This window comes from Acinetobacter sp. AOR14_HL (assembly GCF_027855175.1).
Classification (GTDB): Bacteria; Pseudomonadota; Gammaproteobacteria; order Pseudomonadales; family Moraxellaceae; genus Acinetobacter; species Acinetobacter calcoaceticus.
This window is the reverse complement of record NZ_JAKTII010000005.1, coordinates 149121-163728: the sequence shown is the minus strand read 5'-3', so window position 1 is coordinate 163728 and position 14608 is coordinate 149121. Positions and strand designations below refer to the sequence as shown.

The window sequence follows — 14608 nt, the reverse complement described above, 5'->3', positions numbered from 1 at the left end:
ACGCATTAAAATTTTTTACATTAAAACGGTACAGGACAGTCAAAAGTTAATGTTTCTGCTGTGACAGGATGATTAAAACTTAACTGTTTAGCATGCAAACACAAACGCGGAACAAGTTGCTGCTCCGGTGTTGCATACAGCGTGTCACCTACAATTGGATGCCCAAGATATTGCATGTGTACACGGAGTTGATGGGATCGACCCGTAATTGGTGTTAATTTCACACGCGTTACAGGTTGTCCCTGAATCTGAAAATTTTCTAGAACCTGCCAATGGGTTAAAGCAGGCTTATTGTGAGAAGCATCGACAATATGTAAAGGTGGTCGACTTGGATCATAGATAACAGGAATATCTACAGTCCCCTCACCCTCTAAATGACCAGCAACTAGTGCTTCATATATTTTTGAAGTCTGACGGTCTTGGAATTGGCGTGCAATCGCACTTTGGCCACGCTTAGATAAACCAAATACCAAAATACCTGAAGTGTCTCGATCTAGACGGTGAATGAGCAAAGTTTTAGGCTCAATCGCCACCAACCTTGTCAGAACGCTATCATGTAAATCACCTTTACCCGGAACACTCAAGATGTCCGAAGGTTTATGAATCACCATAAAATCATCATCACGATAGATCAGATGTTCACTTAGAAAATCACTCAAAGTTGTATTCCCAAGGTAAGATGAAAAACAAGCGGGCAATAATAAAAAGCTTACGTCCGAATTACAATGCCGTTCGGGTAAATTAACAGCATAATTTGCAAATATTATGGCGCACGTTGGGTCTATGGTGAGTCAATGCTTCAATAACTGCATAATATGTTGCAAGGTAGGTGCTTGCATCACCTCTTCAGCGCTCAGGCTTGCACCGTTCGCACGCCATAGGTCGACTAGATAATTCACAGCAGATTGATTTAATCCGTAGTTTCTTAGATCAATTTCAGGGTGAACTTCCATAGGATGTCGCCCAACCTGTTCAGCAATCGCCAATAGAATTCCTTTATACGACAAAATATATTCAGACGGTGCACTTAAAGACCATAAGCGCATTAAGGTCTGCGTATTTAAATGTTTTATATGGTCAAAACTGATCTTTTCAACCCATTGGATATGCTGCTCTAGATTAGCCGCCAAGATCGCATCATTTACAATAGCTACATAATCGGTAATAGATAAAACAAGCTGCATGACCTGTTTAAAAAGAGGTGACAAATTGCCTGCCATCACAACTTGGGCTTTACTATTTGCTGATAGTTGCTGACCAAGTTGCAACATGGTTTGCTGAAGCTGAGATGTCTCAATAAAAATAACTGGAATTTCGAGCGCCTGTGCTCTTTTACTTAGCAATTCTAAATGATCGGCTAATGACTGCCCTGCCCAATCAGGTAAAACTTTAAGTTCATTTAGTCCAATCATGAGCAAAATACTTTGCGTAGACTCAATTGACCAATTTGAAGTATTTGCTGCTAATTGGATTTTTCGAGGTAAAGGATAAAACATTGTTCTCTACAAATAAAAAATAGCTCAAATTAAAAAGCCCGTTTTAAACGGGCCTTTTTGCTTACTTCATTTCAGCGAATGTTTCTTTTGCAGCCTGAATCGTATATTCGATATCTTCATCAGAATGAGCAGATGAAATAAAACCTGCTTCAAATGCTGACGGTGCCAAGTTTACACCACGCTTTAACATACCATGGAAGAACTTTTTGAAAGCTTCAATATCACATGCCAACATAGAGTCGAAGCTTGTAATGTCTTCTTGATCGGTAAAGTAAAGACCGAACATTGCACCAGCTTGCTGAGTTTTAAATGGAATACCTGCTTCATCAGCCGCTGCTTGTAAACCTGCAAGTAACTTTTCAAGTTGAGCAGATAAATTGCTGTAAAAGTCTGGTTGACGTAAATGTTTGAACATCTCGATACCCGCACGCATAGCAAGTGGGTTTCCAGACAATGTACCTGCTTGGTATACGCCGCCTAAAGGTGCGATACATTCCATGATTTCACGTTTACCGCCAAATGCACCTACGGGTAAACCAGCACCAATAATTTTACCTAAGGTCGTTAAGTCTGGCTTAACGTTATAAACTGATTGAGCGCCACCCAAAGCGACACGGAAACCTGTCATGACTTCATCAATAATAAAGACAGATTTGTATTCATCACACACATCACGAATAGCTTGTAAGAAACCGTCGATTGGTTTCACCATATTCATGTTACCCGCGACAGGCTCAATAATGACGCCAGCAATTTCATGACCGAACTTGGCAAAGCACTCTTTTAAAGCGGCAATATCGTTGTATGGAAGCGTTAAAGTGTGTTTAGCAAAGTCAACTGGAACACCTTTTGAAGTTGGTTCACCTTCACCTAAAGTGAGTAAGCCCGAACCTGCTTTTACTAACAGCGAGTCAGAATGCCCATGGTAGCAACCTTCAAACTTCACAATTTTGTCACGACCAGTATAACCACGCGCTAAACGAATAGCCGTCATGGTCGCTTCTGTACCAGAGTTAGTCATACGCACCAATTCAATTGATGGCATGATTTCACAGATAATATCTGCCAACGTTGTTTCATGTACGGTTGGTGCACCAAAACTCAAACCATCTTCTGCGGCTGTTTGTACTGCTTTAATAATTTCTGGATGAGCATGACCCAAAATCATTGGCCCCCAAGAACCAACATAGTCAACATAACGCTTACCATCCACATCCCATAAATAAGCACCTTTGGCTTTCTCAATGAAAACAGGTGTTCCTCCAACGCCATTAAAGGCACGTACCGGAGAGTTCACACCACCTGGAATGTGTTTACTGGCTTGTTTAAATAACTGTTCTTGCTTTGGAGATAAACTCATGGAAATGCTCGTCTTAAATATCTAAAAAATAATTTTGAAAGCTTAAGAAAATAATTGTGCCCACGCCTGTACACGGGCAGGAATTTCAGCAGTTGATCGGCCTAATATATCACTAATGACGGCACACAGGTCAGCCCCAGCCTCAATCACAGGTTTTGAGTTTTCAACGGTTAAACCGCCAATAGCACAAATCGGTAGATCATATTGAATCGCTGCCTGCTTAATCACTTCAATACCCACATTACCTGCTTCAGGTTTTGTAGAGGTCGCATAGACCGCACCAAATGCAATATAAGTTGCACCATCTGCAATTGCTTTTTGGGCAAGCTCTAAAGAGTTCAAACAAGTACGACCAATGATGACATTTTGTGGTAACTGAGATTTGGCATCGGTAATTTCACCGTCACTTTGCCCTAAATGCACACCTAAACCAAATTGAGCAGCCAGTTCTAGGTCATCATTAATCACAAAAGGAACCTGATATTTTTCACATAAAAGTTTGATCTGTTCAACTTCAGCAGGCTGGTTGGATTTTTCTATTTTTTTACGGCGGTACTGTAAAATTGCGACCTGTTTAGTTGCGAGCGCGACATCTAGTTTTTCTAATAATAATTGGATTGGGTCATCATTGGTAATCAGATATAAACCGCGCATACTCTACTCTTGCTTTAAAAAACTTCGCTAGTATAACGGATTTATAGGTCATCATAAGTACCGATTGATATGGGCTTACCAGTACCAATCGGTATATTAAGAATAGAAATAAAAAATTAACTCGGAATCTTATCGTGTTTACGATCAATCAAACTCAAACGACCACGTGCAACATCAGACAACATTCGCCAATCAGAAATAAAGCTATAGAAAGGTTGTTTAAAACTCGCAGGTTTATTTTTTTCAAACACAAAATGTCCAACCCAAGCGTTTGCGTAACCCGCTACCAAACCATAGAGTACATATTTGGCTTGTTTTTTACGAATGGCTTTAGAAAAAAAGTATATACCAATGCTACTACCCACCACATGTAAGCGTCTGCTCATGATGTTACGGTGTTCGGTTAAGTAAAAACGATAAAATTCCTGATAATTTTTAATTGGTAATTCAAACTCTGGCTGAGCTTCATGATTAAAGTTTATGGGTGCATTCACGATCATCTTCCTGATTTTTATTTGATCAAAACGTCACCTGATTGTACACCGAAATAAAAGCTTGGCGTCATATGTTTGATTGTAACTTTCTCTATCAAAACCATTACTTTTAGTACTAAGCTATTATACTCATTCAAGATAGTTTAAATAACTGATTCAGGGAGATACATTATGGTTGAAGTTGAGCTTAAGTTTCAGTTACCTGAATCGAAGAAAAAATCTGTTCAACAATACTTAAAAAAGCATAAAGCACAGCAGATTCATCTACAGGCAAAATATTACGACACCCCCGATCGATTACTCGCAAAAAATGGCATGGCGCTACGTTTGCGTAAAGAAAATGATCTTTGGGTCCAAACATTTAAAGCTGCTGGTCAAAGCCATTTACACCGTGTTGAAGAAGAAGTTTTTTTAGGCAAATGTGACCAAGAACCTGATTTAAACCTTGAGTTATATCAAGACAATAAAGTAGTGACTGATTTACTTAATACAGCCCTAGGCAAAGAAGCTAAAAAATTAAGTTTGCAATTTGAGACTGATGTACAGCGCACTTACCATGTATTTGAAGCAGACAATACAGCGATTGAAGTTTGCCTTGATGACGGTGTAGTAAAAACCGCAACTGCTCAAAGCATAATTTGCGAAGTTGAATTTGAACTTAAACAAGGCGCAGTTAAAACACTTATTCAGTTTGCACAGCAATGGATTAATCGTTATACCCTTTGGCTCGATGTAAGAAGTAAAGCCGAGCGTGGTAATTTATTAGCGCTGGGGCAAGCGGCTTCACCCGCTGTTCATGCCAAAGCGCTAACATTAAATAAAGATATTAATGCTGAACAGGTCCTTAAAAAGATTGTCGAAAACTGTTTAGTACAATTTTTACCAAATATGGCTGCAATTGCTGATGGCGTTGCCGAAGCTGAACATATTCATCAGGCACGTGTAAGTTTGCGCCGTTTACGTAGCGCACTTAAACATTTTTCTAGCTGGTCAAACGAGGTAAATCCTCTTTGGGAAGAACAAATTGCTGAGCTTTTCCGTCAGCTTGGAGACACTCGTGATGAAGATGCTATTCGCTCAGAAGTGTTACCAATCATTAAGCAACACGGTTCACCTGAGCTTTTACTACCCGTTTCGGCACAGCCATTAAAAGAGCTCTCAATACTCTTTACATCTTCGGACACGATTAAACTATTACTCGATTTATTAGCATTTGCGTATTCAGAAGAAGATTCAAAGAACAAAACAGGTGGGTTAAAAAAACATATTAAAAAGAGTTTAGATAAGCTACATCATAAAGTGATCAGCAATGCTGAACATTTCTCTGAGCTTGAAGTCACTGAACAACACAAAATACGCAAGACGGCTAAGCAGTTACGTTATTGTGTTGAGTTTATTTCAAGTCTTTATTCTGACAAAAAAGTACAGCAATATTTAAAACAGCTACAACCTGTACAAAATACTTTAGGTCAATATAACGATTTATTTATTGCTGAAGGTATTTTTAATAAAGCTGTCGAAAATGACTCGTCTTTCTGGTTTGCATTAGGCTGGGTAAAAGCCAAACAACCTCACTTACAAAAGCGGTCCGCCAAAGCTTTACAAACTTTTAGTCAGGCTGAAACGTTCTGGTAATTTATAAAAAGTCGCTGTAAACGTGCAGCGACTTTTTATCGGTACTTACCAAATACTTTCCATACACCGTTATCTGCTAATGGGTCATTATAGCTATCACTACGTTGCTTTCTTGGCTTATCACGAGCATCAACCAATTTAAAATGCGGCTCAACCCCTAACACAATACCATTAGTATAAAAACGTGAACGGGTATATTCACTTTGGCCATGTTGGAATACATAGGTTCTTAAATCGATAAACTCACGATGAGCCACCAGTGCAGCAGTATCGTCACTCTGCAACCATTCTTGCATCGTAAAAATCTGGTCTGTTTCGAACTGCCCGCATTTTTCAATAAGACTTGCAACGCCGCGGAAAGTTTTAGACTCTTTCGCACGTGTTTTATTAATCCGAATTCGGTCTACATGAAAAAAGAACAAGGGTAAATTTAAATGACTTGGCAAATGAATGGCATCTGGTAATTCATCTTCCATAAAGGGCTGAAAAAGTTCTTGTGCCCTTTCAATTAGACCTTGCCATTGTTGGTAATAGATTTCGACTTCTTGTTGTAAACCATAATAGATTGGCAGCCCTTCCACATGTTCTAAATATTGAGGCGGGAAAATATGCTGTCGTAATAAAGCGATATCCGTTTTTAAACTTTGAATAGCAATTGCATCTTGCATATTAAACCTCCCGATACTTAGGCTATTTACAGACTAAGGCAAAGGTTTTGTTTCCGCAAGGCTTTGCCTATAATAAGCAACTCTATTTTTGCGGGAATAAGTCATGTCTCAAAAGATCAATGCAACAGATGTTACTGAAGAAGAAGCTTTAAATGCGGTTTTCTTTGAGCGTGCGGATGAATTCATTAAACAGGCCAATGATTTTTGTCGCCCGCCAAAAGGTGAAAAACCAGATCCAGCCGAGCTGCGTGGTCAAGTGAGTGCAGCAATGTTGTTTGCTAGCGCCCGTTTTAATACATGGGTAGCGGCAAATAATTTTAAAGATGGCAATGAAATGCGTGATGCTAAAGATCAAGTCATGTCTTATCTTGTTCAACAATTTCAAATGATGCTTGAAGATAACTTTGATGAGTACTGTGAACAGTTCGAAAATTATTTACGTTTCCGTAAAAATGAAGATTTTCACGCGCATAAACATGATCATTAAAATGATTTAACAACCCAAATAAAAAGCCACAATTGAGTGGCTTTTTATTTAAAAGAAGACTTTATTTTTTTGCTGCCTGACCATATTGATCAGCCATTACCTCAACTAAATGTTCAGGTTTAATATACTTTTTAATTACTGTATTTATGTCTGCAACAGTCAGTTTAGTCAGATTTTGATCGTGTTTTACACGGTCTTGTAATGTTTTACCTGACTCAAGCTGGAGATTTAACATTCCATGAATATTACGTTCATCTTCTAATGCTGTAACGCGTTTCTTCATGATATCTGCTTTTGCAGCTTCAAGCTCTTGCTCTGTCACACCATTTTTCAACAAGTCATTCAACACTTTATGTATTGAGGCAGAAACCTGCGCTGAGCGACCCGAAGTATAATTAGCGCTAATGCTTAAGGCCCCAACGTTAGTATCACGATCAAGTTGCAACCCACTTCCAAAACCATACACTAATGCATTTTTCTCACGAAGCTCTTGAGCCAAACGTGATGAAATTTGAGACTCACCTAAAATATAGTTAAGCAAAATGAGAGCAGATGCATCTGGATGGTTTTTCCCAACTGGCAGTGAAAGCACGCTTTGGTAGCTACCAAATTCGCGCTGCTCAGATAAAACATGAACTTGCTGAGCTGGAAAATCGACATGATTAATCAAGATTTTTTGATAAGGCTGTTTACCATTCCAACGACCAAATTCCTGATTAAGTAATTTCTGCATTTTTTTCGCATCAAACTTGCCCGTAATCGCGATTTGAGCATGGTTCATTGCAAAGAAACGCTCGTACAATTCTTTCACTTGTTCTTGAGTGGCATTTTTCAATTGCTGTTTTGCCAGTTCAGGTTCAAAGTGATAACGCAAATCGCCCGGTTGATACTCTTCAAGCAAACGTGAAAGTGTTAAGCCCGCTACTACATCTGGCTCGGTATAAGGACGATCAAGGCTTGATAAACTTTGTGATTTAATTAAATCAAATTGAGATTGTTCAAATTTTGGATTTTTCATCACATCCAGAACAAACTCGAAAAACTCATCAAATTTTTCTGATTTAGACTGAATATTAATGGTCATGCCATTGCCGTCAGCACTTGCATAAGCGGCCCCACCCGCATCAATCGATTTATCAGCAATATCCTGCAAACTGTATTTATCAGAACCACGAAGCAATAAGTATGAGGTTAAATCGACTACCGTACCTTTATTAAATAAAGATTTCTCTGTTCCGAAATCCATCGTAATTGTGGCATAAGTACGATCATCACGTGTTTCAACTGGGAATAGGGCATACTTCATTCCATTTTTCAGTTTTCCACGAATAATCTTTTTCTCATTACTTTCTACATACTGTTTTGAAGTTTTTAAAAACTCAGCGACTTCTTGTTGATAGGCTTTCGGGTCTTTTAGAGGTTCTGCCTTTGCTTCCACCTGATCTAAGGTTTTAGGCGCATCTTTTGAGTTTTGTTGTTGAGCTTTCTTCTGGTCTTCAGGTGTTGGCAAAATATCACCGTCAATACGATGCTCAGCCACAAGGAAGTGTTTTAAAGTTTGATTTACTTCATCTAGCTTAACGTTTTTTACCGAATCTAGGTCTTTAAAATATTGATCCCATTGCCCACCAGCGACCGTGTAATCACTCAAACGTGAACCAAGTGCTACCGCATCTTTAGTGATTAAGTCGCCTTGAGTTTTCATTAAACTCTTAACACGATTTAATTCAACTTCAGTAAAAGGCTTACCTTTCTCAATACCCGCTAGCAAAGAGCTTTCAACTTTTTTAGGATCATTACTTGGTGCATAAATAGCGCCTAGAAATACCACATTAAAATCTTGGTCTAACCACGTGCTGGCATCAACATTTGTGGTAATGCCAGTTTCAACCATGTTCTGATATAAATGACCACTTGGTTGCATGGTATATAACAAAGGAGCTAACGCTAATGTCGGCTGGATTTTGGTGTTTTTACCATTCATATAGATATGGAATTTAGCGAGATCGCTCCCCTTTTTCACCACAAACTGACGATTTTTTATTTTTGTGGAGTCGAGTACAGGAATCTGTACAGCCTTAGGAACTTCACGTGCCGCGATTGGACTAAAATATTGATCAATTGTTTTTAAGACATCTGTTTTATCGAATTTACCTGAAACAACCATGACTGCATTATTCGGTGCATACCAGCTACGATAAAAACGGTCTAGCTCAGGCATTTTAATAGATTTAAGCTCAGGCAAATCACCAATCGGTAAACGACCTAAATATTGATTGCCATAAGCCGATTTCCACATTTGGTCCATTAAAACAGCAAAAGGCTGATCCATACGAACTTCACGTTCACGCTTTACGATTTCAATTTCAGAAGGAACAAATTTTTCTTGTAAAACCAATTTATCCATACGCTCAGATTCAAGGTACAACACTTCATTGAGTGCAGTTTTTTCTGGACGAACAATATTGGTATATTTGGTTGAATAATAATCCGTACTCGCATTCGTCATTAACGTATATTGATCTAAACGACGCTGGAATTCTTCCCCTTTAACATTCTTTGTCCCCTTAAAAGCCAAGTGTTCAAGCAAGTGAGCTAAACCGCTTTTGCCTTGCGGATCATTTAATGAACCTGTTAAATAAATGGTATTAATAAAGATTTTATTTTCTTTGTCATTCGGTGCAAGTACAATCCGAAAACCATTATCTAATTTATATTCCTCAATATTTTGCTTGCTTTTTACTAGTGTGGTTTGTGCCCAAGACGCAGCACTTAAACTAAGGATACATAGGGAGAGAGTCAGTTGTTTAAACTGCATAAACATATAAATACCAATTAATTTGAATAATAAAAAATCAATAGTTGTGGGACTATAGTAGGAAATTTAAGCTGACTTTCATAGTAAAGTTTTGAAAAAAAAGCCGTTTATTTAAACGGCCTTATATTTTAAAGAAAAATTTCAGCTTGCATATAAAGTTTCCCATATCCTGAAATTTCAATACGTTCTTCAGACAGAATATTGCAATATAAAATGCCTCCGCGGCTAGAAGCCTGATAAGCCACAATATTATTTTTCCCAAGCTTTTCTGCCCATAACGGCGCTATTGCAGTATGAATTGAACCTGTTACAGGGTCTTCATCAATACCCGCGACAGGTGCAAAATAGCGAGAGACACAATCATATTGCTGGTCTGTTTTTGATGTTATTGCAACATCCACATCATTTGCTGTAACAGCAGTACGTAACTTACCTAATTTTTTTAGCAAATTCATGTCTGGTTTTTCATCTAATACATCTTGAACTGACTCATATTCAATGACGTAAGCGTAAGGATTTTGATAAACCGCTTTAAAAGGTTTGCTTAAAGCTTGACGTAAAATAGGCGGATAATCTTCAACTTGATGAGCTTTACAAATTGGAAAATTCATTCTAATTTTGCCGTCTTCATCTTGATGAACTATAAAAAGCCCTAAGTTTCGTACATGAAAATTAATCGTCTTTTTCTTAGTAAAATCTTTAAATATTACAAAAGCACTAGCAAGAGTGGCATGCCCACAAAAATCAGCTTCAACTGTTGGAGTAAACCAACGGATTTCATAATTTTCAGAGTCTATGATTTTGACAAAAGCAGTTTCAGACAAGTTATTTTCAAATGCTATCTTCTGCATTAAATCTGCATCTAGCCATTCTTTTTCAACAACCACAGCAGCCGGATTTCCACGAAATAACTCTTTTGTAAAAGCATCGACTTGATACATTTTCATGATATTCAACTCTTTTAAATTAATTCATTGTCTTCAATTTTTTTAAATATAAACAGACACAGATTTTTAAAAATTAGCATTACAGCAATCATTCACACATAAAAAAACGACCCAATCCAATGAGATTGAGTCGTCTCTTACAGTTTATTAGTGATGTGTTAGTTCAATTTCATCTTCACTGTTTAATATTTCTTTATCTGTCTGGCCCATAAATTGACTGGTAACGACACCCGCAGTCATTGAACCATTTACGTTTAACGCAGTACGTCCCATATCAATTAATGGTTCAATTGAAATAAGAAGCGCAACCAAAGTTACAGGTAAGCCCATTGCAGGAAGTACGATCAGTGCAGCAAAAGTCGCACCACCACCTACTCCAGCCACCCCAATTGAACTTAAAGTCACAATACCGACTAACGATGCAATCCACATTGGGTCTAGCGTGTTAATTCCCATCGTTGGCGCAACCATTACCGCTAGCATTGCTGGATACAAACCCGCACAGCCATTTTGGCCAATTGTCGCACCAAAAGAAGCAGAGAAACTTGCAATAGATTCAGGAATACCTAAACGACGAGTTTGCGCTTCGATACTTAGTGGAATGCTGGCAGCACTTGAACGGCTGGTAAATGCAAACGTTAAAACTGGAGCAACTTTCTTAAAGAATTTAAGTGGAGAAACACCGGTAAGCGTCAAAATAATGGCATGTACGACAAACATAATCGCCAAGCCTAAATAAGACGCCACCAAGAAACCGCCTAAGTTTAAGATATCTGCTACGTTAGAACTTGCCACAACTTTAGTCATGAGCGCAAAAACACCATAAGGAGTAAGCGTCATCACTAAACGAACAAGCTTCATTACCCAAGACTGTAAAGTCTGGATTGCAGTTAAAATACGCTGACCTTTTTCTTCATCATCTTTCATTAGGTTGAGTGCTGCTATACCTAAGAACACGGCAAAGATAACCACACTAATAATTGAAGTTGGGTTGGCACCAGTTAATTCAGCAAATGGATTACTTGGAATAAAGGAAAGAATAAATTGCGGCACACTTAAATCGGTAACTTTGCCTACATAATCTGTATTAATGGCAGTTAAGCGTGCAGTTTCAGCAGCACCTTGCACCAAGCCTTTTGCAGTTAAGCCAAACAGGTTAGTAACAAATACCCCTACGAGTGCAGCAATCAGCGTTGTAAATAGTAAAGTACCAATCGTGTAAAAACTGATTTTGCCTAAAGACGATGCTTGGTGTAATTTTGCAACAGCTCCCAAAATAGACACAAATACCAAAGGCATGACGACCATTTGTAAAAGTTTTACATAGCCATTTCCAACGATATTAAACCAGCTAATAGATTCAGCAAGAATCGGATGGCCACCGCCATAAATCAAATGTAGTCCTAAGCCAAACACCACACCTAGAATTAAGCCAGCCAGAACTTTTTTCGATAAGCTCCAGTCCGTTTTACGTGTTTGGGCGAGTAAAAATATTAACCCGACAAAAACCACAATATTGATGATTAAGGGTATATTCATTCCCAAACTCCAAATTATTGCTTGTGTCATCTTTCAAGGGGGCATATTTGACCATAGCCGGCCTATATAAACTACCCTTTTCAACAATTTTATAGCATCAAGATGATTACAAACCTGCGTGAGAATATAAAATGACTTTTAAATACATATATATCACTTTTAATTTATAAATTACGTAAGATATTTATGTATAAAAATCAGCCTCCACCTAAGCAACCTTTAATTCAAATTGTTGCTCAATAAAATAAATAAATTGCTTTAAATTGGTTCCCCATGTTTCGGGTAACTGGGCAACTAAATATGTAGTGAAAAAAGCAGACTCCGTATTTAGTCCAAAACAATTGACGGACACTTTATCCGCAACTTTTGCCAGATAAGACTTAGGTAATAAAGCAAAACCAACACCCAATTCTACACAACTCACAATACCGTCCAGACTTCCCATTTCCATAATTTGCGAAGGTGGAATACTAAAGTCATTCAAGAAAAGCTCTATTGCATGTCGATATGAGCAACCTTGCCGAAATGCAATAAATCTGGTTTTTGCAAGGGTCGCCATGTCTGGAAAGCTCTCTTGTTGCTTAGGGCAAACCAGAACCAGCTCTTCATGCCACACAGGAAAACTATATAACTCAGGAATGGAATGTTTAGATGCTACAAAAGCACAGTCCAATTCACCCTGATGTACAGCATTTAATAAATAACGTGTCGGATGAGTTTGGAGCTCAATGGGTAAAGTAGGATATTGCTGCATACATTGATTGAGCAACTGTGGCAAACGTATCGCAGCAGTGGTCTCCATACTTCCAAGCCGGATTGATTCAGCAGGATCAACTCCACCTTCTTGAAAGATTTTTTTAGCTTTATGGTGTAGTGCAAGCATTTGAACGGCATAACTATGTAGCTGTTGTCCTGCATTGGTTAGCGTCACTGGGTTATGGCGATTTAATAAAATCACCCCCAACTCTTCTTCAAGTTTTTTTATATGGCTCGTGATATTCGATTGAACGGTATACATTTTTTGTGCAGCCAATGAAAAACTTCCACTCTCTGCGACCGCCAAGAAAAACTCTAGTGACTTTAATAACATTACACTATCTCAAAACAAGATAACTACCATCTTATTAAATCATTTTTAATGATCACAAAACTAGCTTTTAATAATAAAAAATTGAGAGTCTTCTCATGTCTACGTTTTATCGAATGAGCTTACTTGTCTTTTTGGCAACGTGTTTGGGTATTGGAGTGTTCAGATTTTCCTATACTGCGCTAATGCCCATCATGATTAAGCAATATCACTGGACCCATGATTTTGCCAGCTTCTTAGGAAGTGCAAATTTATTGGGATATCTCATGGGTGCCTTATTGGCGTTATTGGGTATTAAAGAAAAGTACATCCCATCCATGATCGTACTCTCAACTATTGCCGGTAGCCTCAGCCTCCTATGCTGCTCATTCATGGATATGCCTCTGGCATGGTTCATTTTCTGGCGTACGGTTTCTGGTATTGCTGGCGGCTTACTTATGATTTTAGCCCCGAGCTTTGCCATGAAATACATTCCCACCACGCAAAGATTGAAAGTTAATTTCTTAGGATTTAGCGGGATTGGCGTGGGTGTGTTATCTGCCACCATTATTATTCCTGTACTTAAAAATATACCTGTGCATTATGTTTGGGATATTTTTGCGGGCATCTCCATATTAGGAAGCGTACTGCTTTATCAATTATTAAGTCGTAATACGGCTCAGATGATTAAGCCGTATTCTACAAACCTGCAAGCCTCACAAAAATCACGTTTAGGTCTTGTCATTATTATTGCCTATATGTGCAGTGCCTTTGCTTATATTCCTCACTCTCTATTCTGGATGGATTATTTATCTGGAACTTTGCATTTTTCATTAGAGCAAAGGAATTTATTTTGGGTTCTCTATGGTTCAGGGAGCTGCATTGGTGCATTTGTCGCTTATTGCTTAAGCAGAATAATAGGATATTTACACACCATTAAATGGTTATATGCCATTTACTGTCTAGCTGTTGTTTTACCTTTCTTTTCCCAGGCCACTTCTTTGCTCGCTTTATCTTCCCTTCTTACAGGATTGCTGACTCCCGCAACGGTATTTATTAGCTCTTATAGTCTGCTACAAATTTATGAACAGCGTTATCAAAAGCTATGGAGTCTGGCCACGATTGGGTTTGCTAGCACTCAGCTTTTAGGTGGTGTCGTCATTAGTACTTTGCATCATTTGCATTGGTCTTATGCACATCTCTTTCTTTTGGGTGGAATCGTTCTACTCTTTGCAGTTTGCCTTTTACTTCCTGTACGTCCTACTTACATCTCAACTCTCGGAGAAACCGAATCATGAAATCTCTGTTCTTCCCGCTATTTTTAATTGCCTTTGTTCTTTTTATTCAGGCCCTAGATCAGAGTTATCAAAAGAAAGTCGGTATCACGAAGACCACTAAGCACCCTGAATTTTTGCAATAAAAAAAGCCCTCAACCGAGGGCTTT

Annotated in this window: 14 protein-coding genes; 4 read left to right on the top strand and 10 right to left on the bottom strand. The window is 38.4% G+C overall.

The features are described 5' to 3' along the window. Positions 1-20: 20 nt before the first annotated feature. From MKL38_RS05910 to MKL38_RS05890, 5 genes are all read right to left on the bottom strand, one after another. Positions 21-659: an RluA family pseudouridine synthase gene (locus tag MKL38_RS05910; protein ID WP_003650418.1), complete on the bottom strand. Its 639-nt coding sequence runs from the start codon at positions 657-659 to the stop codon at positions 21-23. Positions 660-791: 132 nt separating this feature from the next. Next, entirely contained in the window at positions 792-1496 is a 705-nt protein-coding gene (locus MKL38_RS05905) for an acyl carrier protein (RefSeq protein WP_270902794.1), read from the bottom strand. Between the two features lie 61 nt (positions 1497-1557). Further along, on the bottom strand, positions 1558-2856 hold the full coding sequence (gene hemL, locus MKL38_RS05900) for a glutamate-1-semialdehyde 2,1-aminomutase (RefSeq protein WP_004643606.1): 1299 nt from the start codon (positions 2854-2856) through the stop codon (positions 1558-1560). 42 nt (positions 2857-2898) lie between these two features. Then, on the bottom strand, positions 2899-3510 hold the full coding sequence (gene thiE / locus MKL38_RS05895; protein WP_270902793.1) for a thiamine phosphate synthase: 612 nt from the start codon (positions 3508-3510) through the stop codon (positions 2899-2901). 116 nt (positions 3511-3626) lie between these two features. Next, entirely contained in the window at positions 3627-4010 is a 384-nt protein-coding gene (locus MKL38_RS05890) for a DUF962 domain-containing protein (protein ID WP_017387907.1), read from the bottom strand. A 165-nt stretch (positions 4011-4175) separates the two neighbouring features. Between MKL38_RS05890 and MKL38_RS05885 the strand changes: the two genes are divergently transcribed. Further along, the gene (locus tag MKL38_RS05885) at positions 4176-5639 is read left to right on the top strand and encodes a CYTH and CHAD domain-containing protein (protein ID WP_270902792.1); all 1464 of its coding nucleotides are present in this window, start codon (positions 4176-4178) and stop codon (positions 5637-5639) included. 35 nt (positions 5640-5674) lie between these two features. Here MKL38_RS05885 and MKL38_RS05880 read toward each other — a convergent pair whose 3' ends face one another. After that, positions 5675-6307: a hypothetical protein gene (locus MKL38_RS05880; RefSeq protein WP_003650404.1), complete on the bottom strand. Its 633-nt coding sequence runs from the start codon at positions 6305-6307 to the stop codon at positions 5675-5677. Between the two features lie 103 nt (positions 6308-6410). Here MKL38_RS05880 and MKL38_RS05875 point away from each other — a divergent pair, with 103 nt between their 5' ends. Next, complete coding sequence (locus tag MKL38_RS05875; RefSeq protein WP_003650402.1) at positions 6411-6794, top strand: DUF3144 domain-containing protein; 384 nt, start codon at positions 6411-6413, stop codon at positions 6792-6794. 61 nt (positions 6795-6855) lie between these two features. Here MKL38_RS05875 and MKL38_RS05870 read toward each other — a convergent pair whose 3' ends face one another. The 4 genes from MKL38_RS05870 to MKL38_RS05855 form a co-directional block, all read right to left on the bottom strand. Then, entirely contained in the window at positions 6856-9618 is a 2763-nt protein-coding gene (locus MKL38_RS05870) for a M16 family metallopeptidase (protein WP_270902791.1), read from the bottom strand. Positions 9619-9740: 122 nt separating this feature from the next. Further along, a complete protein-coding gene (locus MKL38_RS05865) occupies positions 9741-10559 on the bottom strand; it encodes a PhzF family phenazine biosynthesis protein (RefSeq protein WP_270902790.1) in 819 nt (272 codons plus the stop codon). Positions 10560-10706: 147 nt separating this feature from the next. After that, the gene (locus MKL38_RS05860) at positions 10707-12098 is read right to left on the bottom strand and encodes an L-cystine transporter (RefSeq protein ID WP_004643616.1); all 1392 of its coding nucleotides are present in this window, start codon (positions 12096-12098) and stop codon (positions 10707-10709) included. 208 nt (positions 12099-12306) lie between these two features. After that, positions 12307-13188, bottom strand: coding sequence for a LysR family transcriptional regulator (locus tag MKL38_RS05855; RefSeq protein ID WP_270902789.1), 882 nt, complete (start codon positions 13186-13188; stop codon positions 12307-12309). Positions 13189-13283: 95 nt separating this feature from the next. On the opposite strand from MKL38_RS05855, the gene MKL38_RS05850 reads away from it, so the two are divergent. Further along, positions 13284-14462 (top strand): YbfB/YjiJ family MFS transporter, encoded by a 1179-nt coding sequence (locus tag MKL38_RS05850; RefSeq protein ID WP_270902788.1) that lies wholly within the window; start codon positions 13284-13286, stop codon positions 14460-14462. Beyond that, complete coding sequence (locus tag MKL38_RS05845; protein WP_004643619.1) at positions 14459-14584, top strand: hypothetical protein; 126 nt, start codon at positions 14459-14461, stop codon at positions 14582-14584. Before MKL38_RS05850 ends, MKL38_RS05845 begins: the two co-directional genes overlap by 4 nt. Positions 14585-14608 lie beyond the last annotated feature (24 nt).